Origin of the sequence: Dactylosporangium roseum, from assembly GCF_025264685.1 — a bacterium.
In the GTDB taxonomy this organism is placed as follows: domain Bacteria; phylum Actinomycetota; class Actinomycetes; order Mycobacteriales; family Micromonosporaceae; genus Dactylosporangium; species Dactylosporangium roseum.
Genome location: NZ_CP073721.1, coordinates 1,995,117 through 2,020,002, shown reverse-complemented (window position 1 = coordinate 2,020,002; position 24,886 = coordinate 1,995,117). Strand labels below are relative to the sequence as shown.

27 protein-coding genes and 1 pseudogene are annotated in these 24,886 nt (G+C 72.6%); 12 read left to right on the top strand and 16 right to left on the bottom strand.

The window, feature by feature from the left end; translation table 11 throughout:
* Nucleotides 1-38 precede the first annotated feature (38 nt).
* Nucleotides 39-245 carry a hypothetical protein gene (locus tag Drose_RS10175; RefSeq protein ID WP_259862442.1) on the top strand — a complete coding sequence of 69 codons (207 nt, stop codon included), beginning with the start codon at nt 39-41 and terminating at the stop codon, nt 243-245.
* Between the two features lie 114 nt (nt 246-359).
* Nucleotides 360-1,793 (top strand): GH1 family beta-glucosidase, encoded by a 1,434-nt coding sequence (locus Drose_RS10170; protein ID WP_260727920.1) that lies wholly within the window; start codon nt 360-362, stop codon nt 1,791-1,793.
* 153 nt (nt 1,794-1,946) lie between these two features.
* On the opposite strand, the gene Drose_RS10165 is transcribed toward Drose_RS10170, so the two are convergent.
* Nucleotides 1,947-2,612, bottom strand: a complete 666-nt coding sequence (locus Drose_RS10165) for a response regulator (protein ID WP_260727919.1) — start codon at nt 2,610-2,612, stop codon at nt 1,947-1,949.
* On the bottom strand, nt 2,609-3,916 hold the full coding sequence (locus Drose_RS10160; protein WP_260727918.1) for a sensor histidine kinase: 1,308 nt from the start codon (nt 3,914-3,916) through the stop codon (nt 2,609-2,611). Before Drose_RS10160 ends, Drose_RS10165 begins: the two co-directional genes overlap by 4 nt.
* A gap of 184 nt (nt 3,917-4,100) precedes the next feature.
* Here Drose_RS10160 and Drose_RS10155 point away from each other — a divergent pair, with 184 nt between their 5' ends.
* From Drose_RS10155 to Drose_RS10135, 5 genes and pseudogenes are all read left to right on the top strand, one after another.
* Nucleotides 4,101-4,592: a DUF1707 SHOCT-like domain-containing protein gene (locus tag Drose_RS10155; protein ID WP_260727917.1), complete on the top strand. Its 492-nt coding sequence runs from the start codon at nt 4,101-4,103 to the stop codon at nt 4,590-4,592.
* A gap of 79 nt (nt 4,593-4,671) precedes the next feature.
* Complete coding sequence (locus Drose_RS10150; protein WP_313900042.1) at nt 4,672-5,214, top strand: SDR family NAD(P)-dependent oxidoreductase; 543 nt, start codon at nt 4,672-4,674, stop codon at nt 5,212-5,214.
* A pseudogene (locus tag Drose_RS10145) lies at nt 5,115-5,753 on the top strand (metal-dependent hydrolase); the annotation flags it as partial. The gene Drose_RS10150 and the pseudogene Drose_RS10145, both read left to right, overlap by 100 nt.
* Nucleotides 5,750-5,878 (top strand): hypothetical protein, encoded by a 129-nt coding sequence (locus Drose_RS10140; RefSeq protein ID WP_260727916.1) that lies wholly within the window; start codon nt 5,750-5,752, stop codon nt 5,876-5,878. The pseudogene Drose_RS10145 and the gene Drose_RS10140, both read left to right, overlap by 4 nt.
* A gap of 8 nt (nt 5,879-5,886) precedes the next feature.
* Nucleotides 5,887-6,492 carry a hypothetical protein gene (locus Drose_RS10135; protein ID WP_260727915.1) on the top strand — a complete coding sequence of 202 codons (606 nt, stop codon included), beginning with the start codon at nt 5,887-5,889 and terminating at the stop codon, nt 6,490-6,492.
* 100 nt (nt 6,493-6,592) lie between these two features.
* Here Drose_RS10135 and Drose_RS10130 read toward each other — a convergent pair whose 3' ends face one another.
* Nucleotides 6,593-7,621 (bottom strand): NAD-dependent epimerase/dehydratase family protein, encoded by a 1,029-nt coding sequence (locus Drose_RS10130; protein WP_260727914.1) that lies wholly within the window; start codon nt 7,619-7,621, stop codon nt 6,593-6,595.
* Between the two features lie 114 nt (nt 7,622-7,735).
* On the opposite strand from Drose_RS10130, the gene Drose_RS10125 reads away from it, so the two are divergent.
* Genes Drose_RS10125 through Drose_RS10110 form a run of 4 tightly spaced genes read left to right on the top strand, consistent with a single transcriptional unit; the run spans nt 7,736 to nt 9,649 of the window.
* The gene (locus tag Drose_RS10125) at nt 7,736-8,395 is read left to right on the top strand and encodes a glycosyltransferase family 2 protein (protein ID WP_260727913.1); all 660 of its coding nucleotides are present in this window, start codon (nt 7,736-7,738) and stop codon (nt 8,393-8,395) included.
* A complete protein-coding gene (locus Drose_RS10120; RefSeq protein WP_260727912.1) occupies nt 8,392-9,012 on the top strand; it encodes a TIGR04282 family arsenosugar biosynthesis glycosyltransferase in 621 nt (206 codons plus the stop codon). Before Drose_RS10125 ends, Drose_RS10120 begins: the two co-directional genes overlap by 4 nt.
* The gene (locus Drose_RS10115) at nt 9,009-9,260 is read left to right on the top strand and encodes a hypothetical protein (RefSeq protein ID WP_260727911.1); all 252 of its coding nucleotides are present in this window, start codon (nt 9,009-9,011) and stop codon (nt 9,258-9,260) included. The genes Drose_RS10120 and Drose_RS10115 overlap by 4 nt, the downstream gene beginning before the upstream one ends.
* The gene (locus tag Drose_RS10110; RefSeq protein ID WP_260727910.1) at nt 9,257-9,649 is read left to right on the top strand and encodes a hypothetical protein; all 393 of its coding nucleotides are present in this window, start codon (nt 9,257-9,259) and stop codon (nt 9,647-9,649) included. Before Drose_RS10115 ends, Drose_RS10110 begins: the two co-directional genes overlap by 4 nt.
* Before the next feature lie 193 nt (nt 9,650-9,842).
* On the opposite strand, the gene Drose_RS10105 is transcribed toward Drose_RS10110, so the two are convergent.
* The 8 genes from Drose_RS10105 to Drose_RS10070 all read right to left on the bottom strand — a co-directional run bounded on the left by Drose_RS10105 (nt 9,843) and on the right by Drose_RS10070 (nt 18,295).
* Complete coding sequence (locus Drose_RS10105) at nt 9,843-10,772, bottom strand: SRPBCC family protein (RefSeq protein WP_260727909.1); 930 nt, start codon at nt 10,770-10,772, stop codon at nt 9,843-9,845.
* Between the two features lie 5 nt (nt 10,773-10,777).
* Entirely contained in the window at nt 10,778-11,632 is an 855-nt protein-coding gene (locus Drose_RS10100; RefSeq protein ID WP_260727908.1) for an FAD binding domain-containing protein, read from the bottom strand.
* Nucleotides 11,629-14,001, bottom strand: a complete 2,373-nt coding sequence (locus tag Drose_RS10095) for a xanthine dehydrogenase family protein molybdopterin-binding subunit (protein ID WP_260727907.1) — start codon at nt 13,999-14,001, stop codon at nt 11,629-11,631. Before Drose_RS10095 ends, Drose_RS10100 begins: the two co-directional genes overlap by 4 nt.
* The gene (locus Drose_RS10090) at nt 13,998-14,528 is read right to left on the bottom strand and encodes a (2Fe-2S)-binding protein (RefSeq protein WP_260727906.1); all 531 of its coding nucleotides are present in this window, start codon (nt 14,526-14,528) and stop codon (nt 13,998-14,000) included. The genes Drose_RS10095 and Drose_RS10090 overlap by 4 nt, the downstream gene beginning before the upstream one ends.
* 212 nt (nt 14,529-14,740) lie before the next feature.
* Entirely contained in the window at nt 14,741-15,853 is a 1,113-nt protein-coding gene (locus Drose_RS10085) for an XdhC family protein (protein ID WP_260727905.1), read from the bottom strand.
* On the bottom strand, nt 15,846-16,883 hold the full coding sequence (locus Drose_RS10080; RefSeq protein ID WP_260727904.1) for a vWA domain-containing protein: 1,038 nt from the start codon (nt 16,881-16,883) through the stop codon (nt 15,846-15,848). The genes Drose_RS10085 and Drose_RS10080 overlap by 8 nt, the downstream gene beginning before the upstream one ends.
* Complete coding sequence (locus Drose_RS10075; protein WP_260727903.1) at nt 16,873-17,727, bottom strand: AAA family ATPase; 855 nt, start codon at nt 17,725-17,727, stop codon at nt 16,873-16,875. The genes Drose_RS10080 and Drose_RS10075 overlap by 11 nt, the downstream gene beginning before the upstream one ends.
* Before the next feature lie 58 nt (nt 17,728-17,785).
* Complete coding sequence (locus tag Drose_RS10070; protein WP_260727902.1) at nt 17,786-18,295, bottom strand: nucleotidyltransferase family protein; 510 nt, start codon at nt 18,293-18,295, stop codon at nt 17,786-17,788.
* A 140-nt stretch (nt 18,296-18,435) separates the two neighbouring features.
* On the opposite strand from Drose_RS10070, the gene Drose_RS10065 reads away from it, so the two are divergent.
* A complete protein-coding gene (locus tag Drose_RS10065) occupies nt 18,436-18,933 on the top strand; it encodes an NUDIX domain-containing protein (RefSeq protein WP_260727901.1) in 498 nt (165 codons plus the stop codon).
* Here the strand turns inward: Drose_RS10065 and Drose_RS10060 are convergent.
* The 5 genes from Drose_RS10060 to Drose_RS10040 all read right to left on the bottom strand — a co-directional run bounded on the left by Drose_RS10060 (nt 18,915) and on the right by Drose_RS10040 (nt 24,870).
* Nucleotides 18,915-20,621, bottom strand: a complete 1,707-nt coding sequence (locus tag Drose_RS10060; RefSeq protein ID WP_260727900.1) for a bifunctional 3'-5' exonuclease/DNA polymerase — start codon at nt 20,619-20,621, stop codon at nt 18,915-18,917. The two genes, Drose_RS10065 and Drose_RS10060, sit on opposite strands and share 19 nt — an antisense overlap.
* Before the next feature lie 172 nt (nt 20,622-20,793).
* Nucleotides 20,794-21,741, bottom strand: a complete 948-nt coding sequence (locus tag Drose_RS10055; protein WP_390891362.1) for a carbohydrate ABC transporter permease — start codon at nt 21,739-21,741, stop codon at nt 20,794-20,796.
* Nucleotides 21,742-21,752: 11 nt separating this feature from the next.
* Entirely contained in the window at nt 21,753-22,634 is an 882-nt protein-coding gene (locus tag Drose_RS10050) for a carbohydrate ABC transporter permease (protein ID WP_313900011.1), read from the bottom strand.
* A gap of 40 nt (nt 22,635-22,674) precedes the next feature.
* Nucleotides 22,675-24,117: an N-acetylglucosamine/diacetylchitobiose ABC transporter substrate-binding protein gene (gene ngcE, locus Drose_RS10045; protein WP_260727898.1), complete on the bottom strand. Its 1,443-nt coding sequence runs from the start codon at nt 24,115-24,117 to the stop codon at nt 22,675-22,677.
* A gap of 21 nt (nt 24,118-24,138) precedes the next feature.
* The gene (locus Drose_RS10040) at nt 24,139-24,870 is read right to left on the bottom strand and encodes an SIS domain-containing protein (RefSeq protein ID WP_260727897.1); all 732 of its coding nucleotides are present in this window, start codon (nt 24,868-24,870) and stop codon (nt 24,139-24,141) included.
* Nucleotides 24,871-24,886 lie beyond the last annotated feature (16 nt).

The following is a 24,886-nucleotide window of genomic DNA, read 5'->3' as shown; positions in this document are numbered from 1 at the left end:
AGCCTGTCGCGGGTTTCCCCGACGAGAAGGAGTGCCACATGCTGGGTCTCGAGAAGAAGCTCATGAAGGAGTGGGAAGGCAAGAGCGCGCAGGAGCTCGCCGACGCCCCCGTCACCGCGATCGCCGGCGTCAGCGAGGGCGACGCCGAGAAGCTGGCCGCCGCGTTCGGCATCAAGACCGTGCGTGACCTCGGCACCAACAAGTACTTCCGCTGGGCGCAGGGCATCGTCGCACTGGCCGACTGACGACCGGCTGTTCGGACGGTCGCTCCCCGTGCGGGGGCGGCCGTTTCGCATTTCCGCACCACCTTCCCGGGTGGTGTCCGGAGGTACTGGCGCCGTCGCGCTACGGTTCAGCGCATGCGACGGCGCGACCTGCTCACCCTGGCCGCCGCCGGGACGATCGCCGGCTGCGGGACGGGCGACCCGGCCCCTTCCAAGAGCCCGGCACCTCCGGCGAGCGGCACGGCGACGCCCGCCGGCCCGGGCCGGCCCGAGCTGCTCTTCCCGGCGGGTTTCGGGTGGGGTGCGTCCACGTCGGCGTACCAGATCGAGGGCGCCGCCGCCGAGGACGGTCGCGGGCCGTCGGTGTGGGACGTGTTCAGTCACCAGCCGGGCCGCACCCGCGACGGGGACACCGGCGACGTGGCCGCCGACCACTACCACCGCTTCTACGAGGACCTCGACATCATGAAGGACCTCGGCCTGACCTCCTACCGGTTCTCGATCTCCTGGTCCCGGGTCCTGCCTACCGGCCGCGGCACCCTCAACGCCAAGGGCCTCGACTTCTACCACAAACTCGTCGACGGGCTCCTCGCCCGCGACATCGCACCGGTCGCCACGCTGTTCCACTGGGACACCCCGCAGGCCGTGCAGAAGCTCGGCGGCTGGGAGCACCGCGACTGCGCGAAGTGGTTCGCCGACTACGCCGCCACGATGTTCGCCTCGTTCGGCGACAAGGTGCCGACGTGGCTCACGCTCAACGAACCCAAGACCGTCGTCGAGGCCGGCTACACCGCCGGCGTGCACGCCCCGGGCAAGCGGGACCGGCAACTGGCCAACGTGGTCGGCCACCACCTGCTGCTCGGGCACGGCCTGGCGGTTCGGGCACTGCGCGAGATCAACGCCAAGGCCCGGATCGGCGCGGCGCTGAACCTCTCCCCCACCTACCCGGCCGACGACTCGGCGGCGGCGCGCCGGCAGGCAGCGGTCGCCGACGCCGAGGAGAACCGCCGCTGGCTCGACCCTGTGCTGCTGGGGCGCTATCCGGAGGACTGGCTGGCCGCCCAGCCAGCCGACGCGCCGGTGCGCACGGCGATCAAGGACGGCGACCTGGCCGTCATCGGCGCGAAGAACGACCTGCTCGCGGTGCAGTACTACAACCCGGCTCATGTGACCGCCAAGGGCGGGCGGGTCGACAAGCACCCGACCTCGCAGGCACCCTGGCAGCAGATCTATCCCGAGGGGCTCTTCGACCTGCTGACCCGGATCAAGCGCGACTACGGCGACATCCCGCTGATCATCACCGAAAACGGGATGCCGACGCGGAACGCGATCCAGGACCAGGATCGCATCGCCTTCCTGCGCGACCACCTCGCCGCCGCCCACCGCGCCATCCAGGCCGGCGTGAAGCTGGAGACCTACCACCTGTGGTCACTGCTGGACAACTTCGAGTGGGCCGAGGGCTACTCCCAGCGCTGGGGCATCATCCACGTCGACTACAAGACCCGGCAGCGCGCCCGCAAGGCCAGCGCCGACTGGTACAAGACCGTGATCGCCCGCAACGGCATCTAAACCCCCGCCCCGCCCCGCCCCGTCCGTTGCGTTGATCTTGCACTTGTGGTGCCGCGACACTCCCAGAATGTCCCGGTTTGTCAGGCACCACAACTGCAAGATCAACGCAACGGACGGGGCGGGTGGGGTGGGGTGGGGGTCGGGGGCGGGGCGTTAGCCGAGCCAGCCGGGGCGTACCAGGCCGGCCTCGTAGGCGAAGACGACCAACTGGGCCCGGTCACGGGCGCCGAGCTTGATCATCGCCCGGCTCACGTGGGTCTTCGCCGTCGCCGGGCTGACGAACAGCCGACTCGCGATGTCCTCATTGGACAGTCCGGCGCCGACGAGGGCCATCACCTCGCGTTCGCGGTCGGTGAGCGCGTCGAGGGACATCGGGGCCAGCGGGGCACGGGAGCGGCTGGCGAACTCCTCGATGAGCCGGCGTGTCACGCCCGGCGAGAGCAGCGCGTCGCCGGCCGCCACCGCGCGGACGCCGCGCAGCAGATCGACCGGCTCGGTGTCCTTGACCAGGAAGCCGCCGGCGCCGACCCGCAGCGCCTCGAAGACGTACTCGTCCAGGTCGAACGTGGTGAGAATGACGATCCGCACGTCGGCTAGGCGACTGTCGGCGGCGATCTGCCGGGTGGCCTCGAGGCCGTCGAGGACGGGCATGCGGATGTCCATGAGCACGACGTCCGGGCGGGTCTGCACCGACAGCCGCACGGCCTGCGCGCCGTCGGCCGCCTCGCCGACCACCTCGATGTCGGTCTGCGCGTCGAGCAGGGCGCGGAAGCCGGCCCGTACCAACGCCTGATCGTCCGCCAGCAGCACTCTGATCACGTCGTCTGTTCCTCACGCAGGGGGATGCGGGCATGGACCTCGAAACCGCCGTCGTCGCGCGGCCGCGCCTCGACGGTGCCGCCGAAGGCCGCCGCGCGGTGGCGCATGCCGGCGATGCCGTTGCCCGCCCCGGCCCTGACGCCGTCGGCCTTGCCCTCGTCGGCCCGCGCCGGGCCGGTGCCGTTGTCGGACACCAGGATGCTCACCTCCGCAGGGCCGTAGGCGATGACCACCGTCGCCATGGCGTCCGGTCCGGCGTGCCGGCGCACGTTGGTGAGCGCCTCCTGGACGATGCGGTACGCCGCGCGGTCGACCTGCGGCGGCAACGACGCCGGGGTGCCGACCGTCTCCACCGTCACGGGCAGGCCGGCGCCGCGGGCCTCGGCGACGAGCCGGTCCACGTCGCCGAGGCCGGGGGCCGGCGTGCGGGGCGCCGCCTCCCCCGGGTTGAGCCCCGCGAGCACCGCCCGGGTCTCCTTCAGCGCCTCGGCGCTGGCGTGCTTGATCGCGGCGAGCGCGGTGCGTGCCTGCTCGGGCTGCTCGTCCATGAGGTGCAGCCCGACGCCGGCCTGCACGTTGATCAGGGACAGGTGGTGCCCGATGACGTCGTGCAGCTCACGGGCGATGAGCAGCCGCTCGTCGCTGGCCTGCCGGCGCTGCTGCTCCTTGCGGGCCCGCTCCTCCTCGGCCCGGGCGAGGGCCTCCTGGTGCGCGCGGTCGCGGGCCATCTGGCTGTACCGCACGCCGCGCACCCGGGCGGCCTCGCCGAACCCGGCGATCAGCACGCACCACACCCCGATGATGATGAGCCGGGCGAGCGAGTATCCGGGCGGCGCCAGAATCACGAAGACCGTGTACGCGGTGGCCACCGCCAGCCACGTCAGCCAGCGGAAGCCGGCCGCCAGGGCGGTGAACATGGCGACGATCGCGGCGATGAAACCCGGCCCGTCGGGGTAGTCGAGGCTGAAGTAGGCGACCGTGGGCACAAGGGCGCCGAACAGCGAGAACAACGGCAGCTTGTCGCGGAGCACCAGCGCCGCCGGGCCGGCGACGAGCAACAGATAGGCGGTCTGGTCGAGGGCATGCGGGCCGGTCGAGCCGTAAGCGGCCGCGCGGGTGCCGAAGACCTGCACGAGCGCGAGGAAGACGGCGATGCCGGCCGGGCTCGGCCCGCGCCAGCGCCGATGCTCGCGGCGGCGCTCCAACTGCTCCATCCGGTGCGCGTGGCGGGCGGCCCGGACGGCGTCGCGGTGAGCGTCGCGCATGGCGCGCAGCTCATGGCTCCACGGCGCTCGTCTCCTCACACGTCGACCGTAGTCGAGGCCCTGCCGCGGAACATCGCCTTCCCGGCGAGCGGCGTCTACTCCCGCTGGAGTACGCGCCCGGCCGCGCTGCTCCGGATGCGGTACCGCACGAGCCGACACCGGTGCGACGCGCTCCGCGCCGCCGATCGGCACGCTGGAGTGCATCACGAGGAAGGGGGCCGACATGGCCGGCGAGCGGGTGCGCGCCTCGGACGGGGAGCGCGAACAGTACGCCCGGATGGTGCGTGCCGGGATGACCGAGGGACGGCTGACGCTCGAAGAGGGGGAGGAGCGGCTCAGCCAGGTGTACGCGGCGAAGTACCGGGACGAGCTGCCGCCGGTCACCGCCGACCTGCCCGACGGCGGGCGGCGAGGGCTGTTCGAGACGCCGGAGGCGAAGGCGGAGTTCACGCGGCACGGCAAGCGGCATTTCCGCGACCACCTGGCGTTCGTGGTGGTGCTCGCGGTGCTGCTGACCGGGCTGTGGGTGTTCTCCGGCGCCCACTTCTTCTGGCCGGCGATCCCGCTGTTCTTCCTGGTCCTGAGCGTGGCGAAGCACGCACGCTGGCGCCAGTGGGCGGAGAACGGGGGCGCGCACTGGCACCACCGGCACCACCAGCGCTGGGGGCGGGGGCCGTGGGGCGCGGCGTCGGACCGGCAGGGCTGGAGTCGCTGAGCCGGGAATCCCTTGCGGGGAGCCGCCCGGCGCGGCGGCTCCCCGTCGTCAGGAAAGGCCGTCAGGAGAGCGGGGCGTGATGTTCGGATCGACCTTCCCGGAGCTCAAGGGCCGGGTCGCGGTGGTGCTCGGACCGGCGGACGGAGTGGCCGGCGCGGTCTGCCGGATGCTCGCCAACCGCGGCGCGCGGATCGCCGTCATCGGTGACGACGAGGCCGGTCTCGAGGACCTGGTGGACGAGTTGCACTGGCTCGGCGCCGAGGCGATCGGCATCCTGGCCGGCGGCGTGGACGCGCCGGCGATGGACGCCGTGCGCGCCAGCGTGCTGACCGAACTCGGCGCGCCCGACCTGCTGTTCGTGCTCACCTGCACGACGCATGCCGGCGCGGACTGGCAGCGGGTCGTCAACAGCGGCCTGACCGCCACCCTCCAGGCGTTGCAGGCGTTCGTACCGGCGATGGCCGAGGCGCGGGCGGGCGCCGTCGTGACGCTCGCACCGGTCGGCGCGGACCCGGCGACGACCGCGGTCGGGGCGGTGCGACGGTCGCGCAGACGTTCGGCGTGCTGTCGCTGTTCCTGGCCGAGTGCATCGAGAAGTTCTCGCTGGGCGTCTACAAGCTGACCCGCATGAAGCGCGATCCGCAGCGGCGCAACGGGCACCGGACCCTGACCCACACGATCGTCTTCAACGTCGGCGTCGGCTACGGCACCCTGGCCCTGTGCAACGCCTACGGCAAGTGGGCCGTCATGGGCGTGCTGTTCTTCTCGTTCGCGCTCGCGCTGCGCGGCCTGTTCGAGAAGTGGGCCGAGCGGGCCGGCTGGCTCATCGTCACCCTGGCCGCGGCCGGCGCGGCGTACCTGGTCTACGAGCGGCTGCCCGGCGACCGCGGCTATCCGCTGCTCGGGGTCGCCGTCGGCGTCGGCGGGCTCGTCCACCTGGCGGGTGACATGCTGACCCGGCACGGCTGCCCGATCTTCTGGCCCGTCCCGACCGGCCGCCGGATGTGGCGCAACATCGGCCTGCCGGACTCGATCGCGCTGGTCGCCGGCAACAAGACCGAAACGATCTTCCTGCGCACCGTGTTCGCGACCATCGCCATCTTCGCCGGTGCGATCCTCGTCATGCCGACCCTCCTGGAGCGATTCAACATAGTCGGATGATGGACGACGACGAGATCCCCGATTTCTGGCAGGCGCTCGGCGTGCTGGCCCGGCAGAATCTCGGCGACGACTGGCTGCGGGCCGTATGCTGGAACAACGCGGCGGCTCTCTTCCTCAGGGCATGATTGGTGTCGTGACCAACGAGACGCGAAAGTCCCTCCACGGCCTCGCGGAGCTGGTGCTCGCCGGTCCGCAGTACCGTCGCAGCGGCACGATCCGGCTGCGGGTGACCCCGGCGGGCTTCGCCACGGTCGCCGCGCCGGACCTCGCGGTGGAGGCCGACGCGCTGGTGGCCGGCGATCAGCGGCTCCCCCTGGCGGGCCGCACGTTCGCCCAGCTCGCCACCGGCGCGGGCGTCGACGCCGGCGCCCCTGAGGGCGTCTACCACGACCACTCCGGCGCCGACCCCGGCGACACGGTGGTCACGCGGGACGCGGCGGCGATCCTGGCGGCGCTGGCGACAGGCGACGCCGCGCTGCGCCGCCTGTCGGCCGACGCCGTCCCGGTCCTGTGGCCGGAGCACTTCGACGTCGGCATCTCGGTGGACGAGGTCAACTACGGGGTGTCGGCGGGCGACACGGCGATCGACGAGCCGTATGTGTACGTCGGCCCGTGGCGGCCCCGCCAGGGCTCCTTCTGGAACGTCCCCTTCGGCGCGGCCGTGCCGATCCGTGACCTGGGCGACGTGAACGGCGTGTTCGCCTTCTTCGAGGAGGGCCGCGCCCGCGCCACCGAGTAGGACCGCCGTGGCTCCGGGGCAACGGCTCGCTCTCGCGGTGCTCCGGTTTCGCGGTGCTCCACTTTCGCGGTGCTCCACTGGAGTTTCTGTTCCGAGTGGGTCAGGAGCGCAGCGCAGCCGTGGCGAAGGTCCGCAAGCCCGACGACATGGGCACCTCCGCGCGGAAGCCCAGCTCGGCCGCCGCGCGGGCCGGGGACGCGACCACGTGGCGGACGTCACCCGCGCGGTAGCGGCCCGTCACCTCCGAGGCCGGGCCGCCCATCACCTCCGACAGCATCCGCGCCATCGCGCCCACCGTCGTCGTTTCGCCCGAGCTGACGTTGTACGCCCGGAAGCCCGGCCTCGCCGCCGACAGCGCCAGCAGGTTCGCCCGCGCCACGTCCGTGACGTGGACGAAGTCCCGGCGCTGGGCGCCGTCCTCGAAGACCCGCGGCGCCCGGCCCGCCTCCAGGGCCGAGCGGAAGACGGCCGCCACCCCGCTGTAGGGCGTGTCGCGGGGCATGCCGGGGCCGTAGACGTTGTGGTACCGCAACGCCGCCACCGAGCCGCCCGCCTCCCGCGCCCAGGCGCCGGCGAGATGCTCCTGCGCCAGCTTCGTCGCCGCGTAGACACTCCGCGGTTCCAGTATCGCATCTTCGTCCACTGTGGACGGATCCAGGCACCGGCCGCACTCCGGGCACGGCGGGTCGAACCGGCCGGCGTCCAGGTCCACTGTGGACCGTGGCGCGGGGCGGACGGGGCCGTCGGCCGGGCAGCGGTACGCACCCTCACCGTAGACGACCATGGAACTGGCCAGGACGAGCCGGCGCACGCCGGCCCGGGCCATGCCGGCCAGCAGGACCGCGGTCCCGAGATCGTTGCAGCCCACGTACTCCGGCAGGTCGGCTAGATCGACCCCCATGCCGACCAGCGCCGCCTGGTGCACCACGGCGTCCACCCCTTCGAGGGCTTGCGCGACGAGCGGCGCGTCCCGCAGGTCGCCGCGAACGTCGGGCGACTCCGGCGGCGGGGCGGAGTGAGCGGCCGGGTGAAGGGCGTCGAAGACGATCACGGCGTGGCCGGCCTCCCGCAGGATGGCGCTGATGTGCGAGCCGATGAAGCCCGCCCCACCGGTGACCAGGATGCGCATGTGCCGACCGTATGCGCCCGCGCCGCCCGCCGCAGGCGGACGTTCGTGGTTCGTAATGGTTGGTCATCCCGCCGTAAGAAACCTTTCGCCCGGTTGGTGGGTACGTTCCGGCTCATGAGTGACGTGGTGCTGCCCTGCCTCAACGAGGCCGCCGCCCTGCCGTGGGTGCTGTCCCGTATCCCGTCCGGCTACCGCGCGATCGTCGCCGACAACGGCTCCACCGACGGCTCACCCGAGATCGCCGCCGCGCACGGCGCGACGGTCGTCCACGCCACCCCGCGCGGGTTCGGCGCCGCCGCGCACGCCGGGCTGGCCGCGGCGACCGACGACGTCGTGTGCTTCATGGACGCCGACGGCTCGTTCGACCCCGGACAGCTCGACCGGGTGGCCGCACCGGTCCGCGCCGGCGACGCCGACCTGGTGCTGGGCCGGCGCCGTCCGACGGGCCGCTCCGCCTGGCCGCTGCACGCCCGGGCCGGCAACGCCGTGCTCGCGTGGCGGCTGCGCCGGGCCAGCGGGGTGCGGTTGTCCGACCTCGGGCCGATGCGCGCCGCCCGGCGGGCCGACCTGCTCGCACTGGACCTGCGGGACCGCCGGTTCGGCTACCCGCTGGAGATGGTGCTGCGGGCCGCCGACGAGGGCTGGCGGGTCCGGGAGGTCGACGTCGACTACGCGCCGCGCGCGGCGGGGACCAGGTCGAAGGTGACCGGCACGGTCCGCGGGACGCTGCGCGCGGTGCGGGACATGAGCCGGCTGCTGGGTGCGGCCCGATGAACGCGCAACTGCTCCTGATCGCCAAGGCGCCCGTGCCGGGGCGGGTCAAGACGCGGCTGTGCCCGCCGTGCACGCCGGAGCAGGCCGCCGGCCTCGCCGCCGCCGCGCTCGCCGACACCGTCGAGACACTCGACGCCGCGCCGGCCGCGCGGCGGGCACTGGTCCTCAGTGGACAGTCGACGGTACCGGTCGGCTGGCACCACGTCGAGCAGCGCGGCGACGGGTTCGCCGCCCGCCTCGCCAACGCCTTCGCCGACACCGCGCTGCCGGGCACGGCCAGCGTCCTGGTCGGGATGGACACCCCGCAGTTGACCGCGGACCTCGTCGCCGCGGCTGCCGACGGGCTGGACAGCGCCGACGCGGTGCTCGGCCACGCCGAGGACGGCGGCTGGTGGGGCCTCGGGCTGCGCGACCCGGACGCCGCCCGCGTGCTGCGGGACGTGCCGATGTCGACCGCGGAGACCGGGACGCGAACCGAACAGGCACTGCGGGACCTCGGGCTCACCATCGCCCGGCTGCCGGTCCTGCGCGACGTCGACACGTGGGCCGACGCGGAGGCCGCCGCCGAACGGGCACCGGGCAGCCGGTTCGCGGCCGCACTGGCGGGAATCCGGTGAGCGCCGCCGGCGTGTTCGGGGCGGCGCTGCGCCGGGCGGCCCGCGGCGAACGGGCCGGGCTGCGGCTGCTGGACCGGGCCGGGCGGCCGCTGCGGCGGATCGACGCCGCGTGGTACGGCGAGCTGCGCCCCGGCGACAACGGGCTCCTCGACCGGTGCGGCGCCGACACCATCGACCTGGGCTGCGGCCCGGCCGGATCACCGGCGCGCTCGTCGCGGCCGGCCGGCGGGCGCTCGGCGTCGACGTGAGTGCGCAGGCGATACGGTACGCACGGCTGCGCGGCGCTCCCGCCGTCCACGGCTCGCTGTTCGAGCAGTTACCCGGCGAGGGGCGCTGGACGACCGCGGTGCTCGCTGACGGCAACATCGGCATCGGCGGCGACCCGGTCCGGCTCCTGGACCGCTGCCGGCACCTGGTCGCCGGGGACGGCACGCTGCTCGTCGAGGTCGACCCGCCCGGATCCCGCACCTGGCAGGGTGAGGTGGTCCTCGACGACGGCGACCGAATCAGTGAGCGGTTCGGCTGGGCGTTCGTAGCGGTCGACGACGTCGCGCGACTCGCCGACACCGCCGCGCTGCGGCTGGTCGAGACGTGGACGGAGGCGGACCGGTGGTTCGTGCGCCTGGCACGCTGGTGACCCGGCGGGGTTCAGCGCACGCGATCGTGAACTTGCCGCGATCATGCTCAAGCACCGGCCGAAGCGCACGGCACCGGAGCGACCATCTTATGAGCGTGGAGCGTTTTTGCACCCAGAGATGCAAAAACGCTCCACGCTCATGACGATGGTGGCCGACCCGCCCGACCACGGCCAGTATCCGTGATCATGGAGGTCAGCGGCGCTTGATCCACCAGATGATGCCCAGCACCACGGCGAAGCTCGCCGCGGCCGTCAACACATAGGGGACGGCGCGGCGGACGGCGTTGCCGACGCCGGTCACGGCCAGCAGGTCGATCGGCTCCGCCTCCGGATGGACCGGTGCGACCGGGGCCTGTGTCGACACGGACGGCGCACCCGGTCCGACGGTCGGGCCGCCCGCCCCACTGGCCGACGCTCCCGCCCCGGCGGCGGCTGCCGCACCCACCTCGGCTGCCGGAGCGGCACCCGCCTCAGCCCGCACGGCAGCCGGACCAGCCACGGCAGCCGCAGCAGGCGCGGCAGCGGCCGGGTCCGCCGCAACAGGCAGGGCAGTGGCAGGCGCGGCAGCGGCCGGCGACGCAGCCGTAGCAGGCACGGCCTGGGACCCAGCCGTAACAGGCGCGGCCTGGGACGCGGCAGGTGTCGCTGCGGCAGGAGGTGCCGCTGGGGGTGCGGGCTCGGCGGCCGCGAGCTTCTCCGCCAGGCAGGCGGCGAACTGGCCGATCAGCTTGCCGCTGACGTCGCCGATCAGGCCGCGGCCGAACTGGGCTGCCTTGCCGGTGATGTCGAGGTCCGTGGTGACCTCGACTCGGGTCTCGTCGCCGGTCTCGTGCAGCGACGCCGTCACCTTGGCCGCTGCCGTCCCGCCGCCGCGGGCGTCGACGCCCGAGGCGGTCAACTGGACACGGCGGGCCGCCTCGTCCCGCTCGACGAAGCGGCCCGAACCCTTGAACGTCAGGCTGACCGGGCCCAGTTTGACCTTCACCGTTCCGGTGAAGCGCTCCCCCTCCACCGACGTCAGGGTGGCTCCGGGCAGGCACGGCGCCACCCGTTCGATGTCGAGCAGCACGTTCCACGCCTGCTCGACGGGAACGGGGACGGTGAAGCTGTGTTCCAGTAACACGATCGTCAGACCCCCAGCGCTCGGCACACGGCCCGCGTGGTGAGCACCCGGGCCAACTCCCGACGATAATCCGCCGACGCCGACAGGTCGTCCACCGCAGCGGTGTCCGCCGCGACGCCAGCGCACGCCTCCGCGACGGCCTCCGCGACGGCCGGGGCACCGGCCAGGGCGGACTCCACGGCCCGGGCGCGGTGCGGCACCGGACCCATGTTGGTCAAGGCCACCCGCGCCTCGCCGATCGTCTCGCCGGACCGCGACACGGCGACGGCCACCCCGACGATAGCCCAGGCCTGCGCCGTCCGGTGGAACTTCTCGTAGTGGGTGGCCCAGCCGGCGGTCGACGGGAGACGTACCTCGACCAGTACCTCGTCGGGCGACAGCGCCGTCGTGAACAGGTCGACCGAGAAGTCGCCCGCGGCGATCTCCCGCCGGCCGCCGGGGCCCTGCACCACGTAGACCGCTTCGAGGGCCGCGGCGACCGCCGGCAGGTCGGCTGCCGGGTCGGCGTGGGCGAGGGATCCGCCGAGGGTGCCGCGGTGGCGCACCTGGCGGTCCCCGACCGTGCCGGCCGCGGCGGCGAGCAGCGGGGCGTGCTGCCGGACCAGCGGCGACGAGGCCACCGCCGCGTGGGTGGTCATGGCGCCGATGACGAGGGCGTCGCCGTCGAGCCGGGTGCCCGTCAGGCCGGGCAGGCCGGCCAGGTCGACCAGCAGGGCCGGTGCGGCGAGCCGCAGCCGCAGCACCGGCAGCAGGCTCTGGCCGCCGGCCAGGATCTTCGCCTCGTCGGCGGCCGACGAGAGTGCGGCGACGGCGTCCTCCAGGGTGGAGGGACGGACGTAGTCGAACGCGACCGGGATCATGCCGCACCTCCGGACTGCGAGCGGACGGCCCGCCACACCCGCTCGGGTGTGCACGGCATGGGCACGTCGTCGACGCCGAACGGGCGCAGCGCGTCGACGATCGCGTTGACCACGGCCGGCGTCGCCGCGATCGCGCCGGCCTCGCCGACGCCCTTCACCCCGAGCGGGTTGGAGGTCGCCGGCGTCTCGGTACGGGCGGTGACGATCGTCGGCAGGTCGGCGGCGCTCGGGATGGTGTACTCCACGAACGACCCCGTCAGCAGGGTGCCGGAGGTGTCGTAGACGGCCTCCTCGTACAGCGCCTGCGCGATGCCCTGCGCGACGCCGCCGTGCACCTGGCCCTCGACGATCAGCGGGTTGACGACCTTGCCGACGTCGTCCACAGCGACGTAGCGGTCGATGGTGACCTGCCCGGTCCGGGTGTCCACGAGCGTGGCGCACAGGTGGGTGCCGTGCGGGAAGGAGAACGTCTGCGGGTCGAAGGTCGCGTCGGCGTCGAGCGTCGCCTCGACCCCGTCGGGCAGGTCGTGGGCGGCGAACACGGCGAACGCGGCGTCCGCGACCGTCTTCGTGGCATCAGGTGTACCTCTGACGCGGAACGCGCCGCCGGTGAACTCCAGGTCGTCGGGGCTGCACTCGAGCATGTGCGCGGCGACGACGCGGGCCTTGTCGCGGACCTTCCGGCAGGCCTCGACGAGGGCGACGCCGCCGACCGCGAGCGAGCGCGACCCGTACGTGTCCAGGCCCTTGTGCGACGTGCGCGTGTCGCCGTGGAGAACCTCGACGTCCTCGAAGGCGACGCCCAGCTCGTCGGCGACGATCTGGCTCCATGCCGTGACGTGGCCCTGGCCGTGCGGGCTGGTGCCGGTGACGACCTCGACCTTGCCCGTCGGCAGGACCCGCACCGACGCGCTCTCCCAGCCGCCCGCGGCGTACCGCAGCGCGCCCAGGATCCGCGAGGGAGCGAGGCCGCACATCTCCGTGTAGGTCGACACGCCGATGCCGAGCTGGACGGGGTCGCGGGAGTCGCGACGGCGCCGCTGCTCGGCGCGCAGCCCGGCGTAGTCGAAGAGCTCCAGGGCCTTGTCGGTGGCCTTGTCGTAGTCGCCGGAGTCGTAGACCAGTCCGGCGACGGTGGTGTACGGGAACTCCTCGGCCTTGATCCAGTTGTGGCGGCGCAGCTCGATCGGGTCCATCCCGAGCTCGACGGCGAGCTCGTCCATCGCCCGCTCGATCGCGTAGGTCGCCTCGGGCCGGCCGGCACCGCGGTACGCGTCGGTGATCGTCGTGTTCGTGAACACCCCGACGCACTCGAAGCGGTACGCCCGCACCTTGTAGATGGAGTTGAACATGAACGCGCCCAGGATCGGCACGCCAGGGCCGACGAGGCCGAGGTAGGCGCCCATGTTGGCGAGCAGCTTCACGTGGATGCCGGTCAGCGTGCCGTCGCGCTTCGCGGTGAGGGTGATGTCCTGGATCTGGTCGCGGCCGTGGTGCGCCGACAGCATCGAGTCGCCGCGGGTCTCCGTGTACTTCACCGGCTTGCCGACCCGCCGCGCGGCGAGGAAGGCGATCATCTCCTCGGGCGTGACCTGGAGCTTGCCGCCGAACCCGCCGCCCACGTCGGGCGCGATGACCCGGATCTTGTGCTCCGGCACGCCGGTGAGCAGCGCGTAGAACACCCGCAGGATGTGCGGGATCTGGGTGGCCGACCAGATCGTGTATTCCCCCGCGCCCGGGTCGACGACCACGCTGCGCGGCTCCATGAAGGCGGGGATGAGCCGCTGCTGGACGTAGCGCCGGTGGACGGTCACCTCGGCCTCCGCGTCCGCGACGCTGCCGCCCGTGCCGGCGTCGGCGGAGTCGAAGATCCAGGTGTACGACCGGTTGGTGCCCTTGTCGGGGTGGACCAGGTCGGCGCCGTCCTCGGCCGCCGCGGCGAGGTCGAGGACCGCGGGCAGCGGCTCGTAGGTGACCTCGATCGCGTCGAGCGCGTCGACGGCGCTGTTGCGGTCGCGGGCCACGATGACGGCCACCGCCTCGCCGTGGTGCCGCACCGCGTCGACGGCGAGCGGCGGGCGCACCGGGTGGACGATGTCCTCGGTGACCGGCCAGGCGCAGGGCAGGCTGCCCTGGACGTCGGCCACGTCGGCGCCGGAGAACGCGGCGACGACGTTGGGCTCGCGCAGGGCGGCGGAGACGTCGACGCCGACGATCCGGGCGTGTGCGTGCGGGCTGCGCAGGATGGCCAGGTGCAGCATGCCGGGCAGCGTGATGTTGTCGGTCCAGCGGGTCCGTCCGGTGATCAGCCGGGCGTCCTCCTTGCGTTTGCGCGCGTTGCCGACCTCGGGCTCGGTCCCGGCGGTCATGCGGCAACCTCCATGGTCGTCTCGGCCTGGGCCCGCAGGGACGCGGCGGCGGACCGCACGGCGCGGACGATGTTCTGGTAGCCCGTGCACCGGCAGAGGTTGCCCGACAGACCCTCCCGGACCTCCTCCTCGGTGGGGTCGGGGTTGTCGCGCAGCAGGTCGACCGCGGACATGATCATGCCGGGCGTGCAGAACCCGCACTGCAACGCGTGCAGTTCATGGAACGCCTGCTGTACGGCGTGCAGCTCGCCGTTCGGCCCGGCGAGCCCTTCGACGGTGGTGACGCCGGTGCCGTCGGCCTGCACGGCCAGGACGGAGCAGCTCTTGACGGACCGCTGCGGCTGGTCCGGACCGCCCATGAGCACCGTGCAGGCGCCGCAGTTGCTGGTGTCGCAGCCGACGACCGTGCCGACCTTGCCGAGATGCTCACGGAGATGGTGGACCAGAAGCGTGCGGGGCTCGACGTCGTCGACGTATCGCGTGCCGTCGACGTCGATCGTGACCCGAGACCGGTTGGAAGAGGACATGGTGCCTCCCGCGGGGCGTGCCGACTGGCCCGTCACGCGGCGGACGCACACGGGCCACTGCCTGATCAGCAGAACGCAGGAGGAGTGATCCGCGCAACCCTCTGCTGGCCAGACAGCGCCGATCTTGCAGTTGTGGTGCCTGACAAACCCGGACGAGCTGGGAGTTTCACGGCACCACAACTGCAAGATCGACGCATCGGGGAGGCGCGGTCCTAGTCGTGGTGGATGCGGCCCGCGGTCTGGGTCAGGCGGGCACCCCCGCCGCCCCAGCGGCCGGCGATGATCTCGGCCGCGATGCTCACCGCCGTCTCCTCCGGGGTCCGGGCGCCGAGGTCCAGACCGATCGGCGAGGACAGGCGCGCCAGCTCCTTCTCCGTCACGCCGGCCTCGCGCAGGCGGGCCAGGCGGTCGTCGTGGGTGCGGCGGGAGCCCATCGCCCCCACGTAGGCGAACCGCTCGGACAGGGCCACCCGCAGCACGGGGACGTCGAACTTCGGGTCATGGGTGAGCACGCAGACCACCGTGCGCTCGTCGACCCGGCCCGCGTCCAGCTCGGCGCGGAGATACCGGTGCGGCCATTCCACCACCACCTCGTCGGCTCCTGGGAAGCGCTTCGCGGTGGCGAAGACCGGGCGGGCGTCGCAGACCGTGACGTGGTACCCGAGGAAAGTGCCGATGCGGGCCACCGCGGCGGCGAAGTCGATCGCCCCGAACACGAGCATCCGCGCCGGCGGGGCGTAGGAGGCGACGAAGAGCGTCAGGCCCTCGCCGCGCCGCTCGCCGTCGGGACCGTAGTGCAGGGTGCCGGTGCGCCCGGCGGCGAGCAGGCCACGCGCGTCGTCGGTGGCCGCCGCGTCGAGCCGGAGCGAGCCGAGCGAGCCGCTCACCGACGACGGCCAGACCACGAGCCGTCGGCCGATCCGGTCGGCCGGGCCCTCCACGACCGACACCACGGCGACGGGGTCGCGCGACTCGATCGAGCGGGCCACGGCCTCCAGCTCGGGGAAGCTCTCGGCGGTCACCTTCTCGACAAGCAGTTCGATGATGCCGCCGCACGTCAGGCCGACGGCGAACGCGTCGTCGTCGCTCACGCCGTACCGCTGGACCACCGGCTGCCCGGTCTCGACGACCTCCCGCGACAGCTCGTAGACCGCGCCCTCGACGCAGCCGCCGGAGACGCTGCCGACGGCCGTGCCGTCCGGGCCGACGAGCATGGTGGCCCCGGCCGGGCGGGGCGAGCTGCGCCAGGTCCGCACGACGGTGGCCATGCCGACCGGCCGGCCGCCGCGCCACCAGTCGACGAGCTCGGTCAACACCTCACGCATCGCGGATCTCCTCCACCAGAGCTTCGATCGCCGCCACTGTATGCCCGGCCACGAGGGCGTCGACGTGCGGCAGCACGGCGGCCAGCCCGGCCGCCGACGGGGTGAAGCCGGGCCGCCCGGCGTGCGGGCTGACCCAGATCGTCTTGGCGGCGAGCCGGCGCACGTGAGCGACAGCGGCGCCGAGCCGTGCCGGATCCCCGCACTCCCAGCCGTCGCTGCACACCACGACCACGGCGCGCCGGGCCACGCCGCGGTGCCCGTCGCGGCGCACGAACGCGGTCACGGTGTCGGCGAGCCGGGTGCCGCCGCGCCAGTCGGGGATCACCCGGCCCGCCTCGCGCAGCGCCGCCTCGGCGTCGCGGGTGCGCAGGGCGGTGGTGAGCGCTGTCAGCCGGGTGCCGAGCGCGTAGACGGACGTCCACTGTGGACGGTGCTGGACGAAGGCGTGCGCGAGGCGCAGCAGCGCGTCGGCGTACGGCGACATGGAGCCGGACACGTCCAGCAGCAGCACCAGCCGCCGGGGCCGGGGCCGGCGCGACCGGCGCAGCAGGGGCCGTGGCTCGCCGCCGGCCCGCAGCATCGCGCGAACGCTGCGGCGGTGGTCGACGGCACCGGTGGAGGCCGGACGGTACCTGCGGCCGGGCCGCTGCGGGTGCGCGCCCGCGAGCCGGGCCAGCAGCCGTGCCGCCTCCGCACGCTCCACGGTGGACAGCGTGGCGAAGTCGCGGTGGCGCAGCACCTCGGCGTCGCTCGCCCGCACGGACAGGGCCGGATCCCCGTCGCCCGACGGCACCGACGGCGGCATCGTGGCCCGGAACAGCGACCGCTCGGGCAGCCGGCGGACCTGCCAGGCGCTCCCCCGCGGCTCGGGGTCGCGGATCCGGCCGAGGACGGCGGCGTCGTAGCGGGCGACGTCCTCGGGTGAGCCGCACAGCATCAGCCGCCCGACCCAGTAGGCGTGCTCGACGCCCACCTCGTCGAGGGCCGAGAGGAAGGCGATGCGGCGATCGAGAGGGGCCTCAAAGGACATCGGACGCTCGCACCAGGTCGATGTCCTCGCGGACCTTCAGCACGACACCGAGCGTCTCGGTGCCGGGCGCGTCGGCGCCGAGCGCGCCGAGCGCCGCGGCCCAGTCGATCGCCTCCGCGACCCCCGGCGGTTTGACCAGGTCGAGCGTGCGCAGCCGGGCGGTCGCTGCCGCCACCTCGCGGGCCAGCCGCTCGCTGACGCCGGGCAGCCGCACCCGGACGATCTCCGCCTCCCGCTCCGGGGTGGGGTGGCCGACCCAGTGGTACAGGCAGCGCCGCTTCAACGCGTCATGGACCTCACGCGTGCGGTTGCTGGTCACGACCACGACCGGCGGCTCGGGCGCGGTGATCCGCCCGAGCTCCGGCACGGTCACCGCGGACTCGGCGAGCATCTCCAGCAGGAACGCCTCGAACTCGTCGTCGGCGCGGTCGATCTCGTCGACCAGCAGGACACACGGCGCCCGCTCGACGGCCCGCAGCAGCGGCCGGGCGATGAGGAACCGCCGGTCGTAGAGGCCGGCCTCGAGCTGCTCGGCGGACAGCGCGCCGTGCGCCGCCGTCTCCACCGCCCGCAGGTGCAGCACCTGCCGGGGGAAGTCCCAGTCGTAGAGCGCCTGGGACGCGTCGAGCCCCTCGTAACACTGCATGCGGATCAGCTCGACGCCGGCGGCCTGCGCGAGGGCGGCCGCGAAGGCGGTCTTGCCGACGCCCGCGTCCCCCTCAAGGAAGATCGGCCGGTGCAGGCGCAGCGCGAGGAAGCCCGCCATCGCGAGCCCCTCGTCGGCGAGGTAGCCCGCGCCGGCCAGGGCCGCCGCCACAGCGGCCGGTGACGCGAAGTCCGGCACGCGTCAACTATGCGCCACATTTGATCCTGACGCGAATGGCCCCGTCGCACCCCGCGAGTCAGGACTCCGGCGGCACGTCGAGGTCGGTGTCGTCGGCGATGTCCTCGCACGGCACCCCCCGCACCTGCCCGGCGTGGGCGACCAGGTAGGCACGGGCGCCGACGTCGGCGGTGGCGAGGGTGGCGACACCGGCCCAGTGGTCCCGGCCGAGGATCACCGGGTGGCCGCGTTTGCCCTTGTACGTGGCGGTCAGCAGCGCGCCGGGCCCGCCGTCGGCGGCGGCGAGCAGCCGGGCGACCGCGTCCGGGCCGATGCCCGGCGTGTCGACGAGCAGCACCGCCGCGGCATCGGCGTCGGTCTCGGCGAGAGCGGCGAGACCGACCCGCAGCGACGAGCCCATGCCGCTCTTCCAGGCGGGGTTGTCGACCACGTCGGCGTCACCGAGCCGCGCCTCGCCGCGCACCCGGGCGGCCTCGGCGCCGAGGACCACGAGAATTCTTGGGCAACCCCCGTCGCGCAGGGTCGCCACCGCGCGCTCGACCAGCAGCCGCCCGTCGTCGTGGCGCACGAGGGCCTTCGGCCCGCCATACCGGCGGCCGCCACCTGCGGCGAGAACCAGTCCGACTATCGTGCTCAGCGGGCACTCCTACCAGCGTCCAACGATGCAGCAGCGATCAGACTAATACGCGGTCGGTAGGCTGCGTCCTCATGGCCCTCCACGATCACTGTTCGCACTGTGGCGCCGCCTATCCGCAGGGGGCGCCGTGGCCGCGTATCTGCGCAGCCTGCGGCGAGACGACCTGGCGCAATCCGCTGCCCGTCGCCGTCGCGCTGCTGCCGGTCGACACCGACCAGGGGCGCGGCCTGGTGGTGGTGCGCCGGGACATCGAGCCGGGCCGCGGTGAGCTGGCCCTGCCGGGCGGTTTCATCGAGGTCGGTGAGGCCTGGCGGGAGGCCGCCGTGCGGGAGCTGCGGGAGGAGACGACGATCCTCGCGGACCCGGCCGACGTCCGGCTCTTCGACGTGCACAGCGCGGCGAGCGGCACGCTGCTGGTCTTCGGGCTCCTGCCGCCGCGGCCCTTCGCCGAGCTGCCGCCGCCGGTGCGCACCGAGGAGGCGCTGGGCTTCGAGATCGCCCTCGGCCCGCAGGAGCTGTGCTTCCCGACCCACACCGAGTCGATGGCCCGCTACTTCGCGTCGGAGTAGCGCTCCACGACCGAGACGTCGAGCGGGAACCGGACCTCGGTGTCGCCGAACAGCAGCCGCCGGGCCTCGTCCCCGGCGGCTCGCACGGCCCGGGCGACCTCGGCGGCCTCGTCCAGCGGGCAGTGCACGACCACCTCGTCGTGCTGGAAGAACACCAGCTCGGCCCGCATCCCGGACAGCGCCGCCCGCAGCCGCGCGAGCAGCACCAGCGCCCACTCGGCGGCGGTGCCCTGGATGACGAAGTTGCGCGTGAACCGGCCGCGGGCCCGGCCTCTCGCGCCGCCGCGGGTGTCGGCCTCGACGCCCTCCCCCGGCTGGTCGAAGCCATCGCGCCAGGTCACCGACGGCGGCGGGCAGGTGCGGCCGAGCCAGGTGCGCACCAGTCCCCCGGTCTCGCCGGTGCGGGCCGCCTCCTCGACGAGGTCCCAGGCGGTCGGGTAGAAGCGGCGCAACGCGGCGAGGGCGGGTGCGGCGTCGCCGCCGGTCTGCCCGTACATCGCGCCGAGCAGGGCGAGCTTGGCCTTGGCGCGGTCGCCTTCGAAGGCCTCGGCCGCCAGGGCCGCGTAGAGGTCGCCCTCGGCGGCCGCCCGCGCGAGCCGCCGGTCGGCGGAGACCGCGGCGAGCACGCGCGGCTCCAGTTGGCCCGCGTCGGCGACGACCAGCGTCCAGCCGGGGTCGGCGACGACGGCCTTGCGCACGACCTTCGGGATCTGCAGGGCGCCGCCGCCCCGCGTGGCCCAGCGGCCCGACACGACACCACCGGGGATGTACTCGGCGCGGAAGCGCCCGCCGGTCACCCACTGCTCCAGCCACGACCAGCCGTGGGCGACCCACAGCCGGTACAACTCCTTGTACTCCAGCAGGATCGGGACGGCCGGATGGTCGACGTGCTGGAGCTCCCAGCGCCGGGTGCTGCGCAGCACGATGCCGACACGGGCGAAGGCACGCAGCAGTTCGGCCGGTGAGTCCGGGTGCACGCGCCGGCCGAGGGCCACGTTGAGGCGGGTGTTGAGCTCGACCAGCCGGGCCGGCGGGCCGCCGACCGGGGACGGTGCGCCGAGCAGCTCGCGCAGCAGGGCGTCGTGGACGTCGGCCCGCCACGGCAGCCCGGCGAGGCCCATCTCGGCCGCGACGAGCGCGCCGGCCGACTCGGCGGCGATGAGCGTGCGCATGCTGCCGGCCCGCGCCGGGAAACTGTGCGCCGAGGGCAGCTCGGCGAGGCCCGCGACGCGGGTGCGCTGGGCGGCGTGGACGTCCACCAGCTCGGCCGGCGACCCGGACGCCGTCTCGAGCTCGAACAGCGACTCCTGGAACTCGCCGGGCGGCAGCGCGGCCCGGGACGGCGGGTCGGGCGGCACCGGCAGGCCGGCGAGCCGTGCGCTCGCCGAGGCCAGCGAGCGCGGCTGGCCCCACCGCCCTTCGGCGCCCAGCACCAGGGCCTCGGCCAGCTCGAGGTCATAGCACCGCTCGATGCGCACACCGGCCCGGACCAGTCTCGGGTAGACGTCCGCGGTCGACGCCCAGAGCCAGCGCGGCCGGTCCGTGGCCTCGATCCGGCGGACGGCCTCGACGAGGTCGGCGACCCGCCGCTCGGGGTCGGCCGGGGTGCCGTCGTCGGCCAGTGGTCTCAGCAGACCACCGGCGCCTTCGGGGAGCACCGCGACGAGCACGACCGCATTACACAGCACACCCCCGACAGTTTTTGCAGAAACCGTCGGGGGAATCCTCGCGCGTCAACCCCAACGACAGTGTTGATCTTGCAGTTGTGGTGCCTGACAAACCGGACAAGCCGGGAGCGTCTCGGCACCACAACTGCAAGATCGGCGCATTGAAGGGTGCGGGGATGCGCGGGTCCGGGTGCTACTTGAGCGCTCCTGCGGTCAGACCGGCCTGGATCTGGCGCTGGAAGATGACGTACATCACGATCATCGGCAGGATCGAGATGGACAGGGCGGCGAACAGGCCCGACCAGTCGGCCTCGTAGCCGGCCGCGGTCGAGATGTCCTGGATGCCCTGGGTGAGCACCCACTTGTCCTTCGCGCCCGCCATCAGCAGCAGCGGCAGCAGGTACTGGCCCCACTGCCCGATCAGGTTGAAGATCGTGAGGCTGATCAGGCCGGGCTTGGCCATCGGCAGCATGATCGAGAAGAACAGCCGCGTGTGCGAGGCGCCGTCGATCGTCGCCGCCTCGGCCACCGAGTTCGGCAGGGACCGGAAGAACGCGGTGAGGAAGAAGATCGTGAACGGCAGCGAGTAGGCGATGTAGACGACGATCAGGCCGCCGTAGCTGTTGAGGCCGAAGTACGGGCCGATGGCCGGCACGTGGTCACCGATCTGCTTCACCTGGAAGAACAGCGGGACGACGGCGAGGAACGGGGGGAAGGCGATGCCGGCCACGAACAGGAAGTAGATGAGCCGGTTGCCGGCGAACTTGTAGCGGGCCAGGACGTAGGCGGCCATCGAGCTCAGCAGCATGGTGCCGGCCGTGGCGACCGTGACGACGAACGCGCTGTTGAGGACGTAGCGGCCGACGTTGGCCTTGTTCCAGGCCCGGCCCCAGTTCTCCCAGCGCAGGTGGTCCGGCACGGTCCACGGCGCGCTGAAGATCTCGGTGGTGTTCTTGAACGAGGCGAGGAACACCCAGATGAGCGGCACGATGATCATCAGAGCCCAGACGGCCAGGAAGACGTGGCCGATCCCGCCGGCGATGTTGAGCCTGCGCCGCGGGCGCGGCGCCGGCGGCACCGCGCGGGGGCCCGGCCGGTCGCTGCGCTGGTCCGGCGTGTCGTGGCCGATGATCGCGGTCATTTCCCGGCCTCTCAGTACTCGTAGGACTCGCGACGGGTGAGCCGCAGCGTGACCCCCGCGAACAGCAGCGACAGCAGGCACAGCGCGACGCCGTAGGTGGCGGCGTCGCCGTAGCGGTTCATCTGGATGTTGTTGTAGATCTCGAGGCCGAGCACGGTGGTGGCGCCGTCGGGGCCGCCGTTGTCCTGGGCGAGGACCGACACGATCGCGAACGCGTCGAACGCGAGGATGCCGAGGTAGACCCAGGCCGTCTGGACCGTGTCCCACAACAGCGGGAGCGTGACCCGGAAGAACAGCGTCAGCTTGTCGGCGCCGTCGAGCTCGGCGGCCTCGTAGATCTCCGCCGGGATGTTCGCCATGCCGGCGGAGAACAGCACCACGTAGAAGCCGACCATCTGCCAGACCAGCACGGCGATGAGCGAGGGCAGTGCGAGGTGCTTCTCGATGAGGAAGCCGACCGGCTCGGCGAGGCCCAGCTTGAGCATGACGCCGTTGATCAGGCCGGACTCGTTGGGCCGGTACACGGTCGCGAAGAGCACCGCGATGACCGGCACGGCGAGGACCTGGGGGAGGAAGAACACCACCCGGTAGAAACTCGATCCCCAGACCCCCACCGTCTTGCCGCCGGACCCTTTCCCGCCCACGTTGAGCAGGAAGGCGAAGACCAACGCGATCGCGATCGTGAGCAGCGGCAGGAAGACCAGGATGACCGCGTGATGCTCAAGCGCCTTCCAGAACCGCTCGGCGTGCAGCATCCGATCGTAGTTCTCCAGACCGACCCACCGTTTCGCGGTGAATCCGCGCCACTGGTAGAACGACAGATTGATCGTCTGCACGTACGGCCAGAGAACGAAGTACGCGTAGAGCAGCACCGGCGTAGCCAGGAACCCCATGATGAAGGGGTATCTCCCATGCCGCATGATCAGGCTCCGATCAGCGCTTGAACTTGGTGACGGACGAGTCCTTCTTGATCTCGTCGGCCTTCTTCTGGATCCGCTCGACGAAGGCGTCAGCCTTGATGCGACCGAACATCAGCTCGTTGGTGGCGGTCCGGGCCTCCTTGTCGAGGTCCTTGTACCAGCCGTCGAAGTACAGGTTGAACACTTCCTGGCCGGCCGCCTTGAGGGCGTCCTGCGAGGACTGGATGCCGGGTGTGAAGGTCAGGCCCTGGGTGCTGCCCTGGACGACGGTAGGCGCCTTCACCGTCTCGGTGAAGCCCTTGCCGCCGGCCTTCGACAGCATCTGCCGCATGTACTCCAGGCCGCCCTTGGGGTTCCTGCTCTTCGCCAGGACGACGTAGCCCTCACCGGCCGCCGCGCGCAGCGCCGTCGACTTGAGCTTGTCCGACGTGGTGACGCTCGGCGTGGTCATGAGCTGGTACTTGAAGTCGGCCGGCGTGTCCTTCTTCTGCTCGTTCTCCAGCCAGTCGCCCGACGGGTACATCGCCAGTTGGTACTGGTTCTGCTTGAGCTGGACATCGGTGTGCTTGAGGCCCTCGGCGCCCTGCAGGTTGTACTTCGCGCCGATCTCGGCCCACGCCTCCGCCGCCTGCTTCACCGCGTCGACCTTCCAGGCACCGTCCTCAAGATTGTCGATGTTCTTGAGGATGTCGGCGCCGCCGATCTTCGCCGCGCTGGTGAGGATGATGTTCCACTGGTAATACGCGGCGTTGGCGCCGGCGTACGCGTAGGGCGCGACGCCGGCCTTCTTGATCTCCTCGCAGAGCGCGGTGAACTCGCTCCACGTGGTGGCGGGCTTCCAGCCCTTGTCGGTGAACAGCTTGCCCGAGTACCAGATGCCGTAGACGGTCGAGACGTAGTACAGCACGTACGGCTTGCCGTTGAACGAACCGGCCTCGATCGTGCCGGGCATCAGGGTGTCGCGGACCTTCTTGTTCGGGTCGTCGACCGACGGCGCGTCCAACAGCGGCGTCAGATCGTGCAGTTGACCGTCGGCGACCAGGGCGCCGAAGTCCATCATCTTCTCGCCGGAGTTGTTGACGAACTCCGGCGGGTTGCCGCCCGCGATCAGCGGCTGGACCAGCGTCGAGATGGCCTGGCTGGACTGGTGCTTGACCTCGGACTTCGGGAACGCCTTCTGGTACATCGGCTCGTGGACGTCCGTGGCGTACTTGTCGCCGTAGCCACCGTTGAAGATGACGACGTTGATCGGCTTGTCCTCGGGGATGCCGAGCGGGTTGGTCGCGGAGACCGTGCCGGAGTTGCTGGTGCCCTCGTCGCCGCTGCCGCTGTCGGCGCACGCGGCGAGCAGGCCCGCGGCCGGCGTGGCGACCAGGCCGGCGACGGCCGCGCGCTGGAGCATGGTCCGCCGCGAGAGGCCGATCGGCTGCGACGGGGACTCGGGGGTAACGGACATGATCTGTCTCCTCGGTTCGGGTCAGGCGGTCCGCCGGACACGCCCGGCGTACCGCGACTCGAGCGTGTTGTTGTACTCGTCCCCGCCGGGGACGTTTGCGGACAGGTAGACGGGAGCCACCTCGCCCGCAGCCTCGATGCGTCGCACGACCTCGGCGATTACCCGTTGCGCGATCAGCGCGCCGGTGACCGACGAGACCGGGCAGACCGCGCCGCCGCTATCCAGCGACAGCAGTGCGTCGCCGTACGGCGCGCCGTTGTCCAGCACGACGTCGGCGACATCGGCGAGCCGCCTGCCCGAGGGGTGCCTGGGGGCCACCCGCTCGGTGTGCTCGACCGATGTGATCGCGATCAGTTTGTGCCCGCGCTGCTCGATCAGCAGCGCCATCTCGACGATCCCCCCGTTGATCCCCGACTGTGCGGCCATCACGAACGCGTCCTCGGGAGGTGGCGCGGCGATCCGGGGATCGCGCTCCAGCTTCTCGTTCTCGAGGATCCGCGGTTCCTGACCGCCGCAGACGACGAGGTCCCGCAGGAGGATCTTGTTCGTCGGCACGAGGCCGCCGGCACGGCCGGCGAAGTCCACCGGCACCGCCTCGGAGTGCCCGGTACCGAACGCCTGGAGGATGCCACCGGCCTGGAGCGCGGTGACGATGTGCTCGGCCGCCCGGTTGACGTTGCCGACCTGGGTGGCATCGATCCGGTCGATGACCGACCGGATCGCGGAGACGTACCCGAGTGCCGTGACGGCCATGCGCGCTCCTTGGACG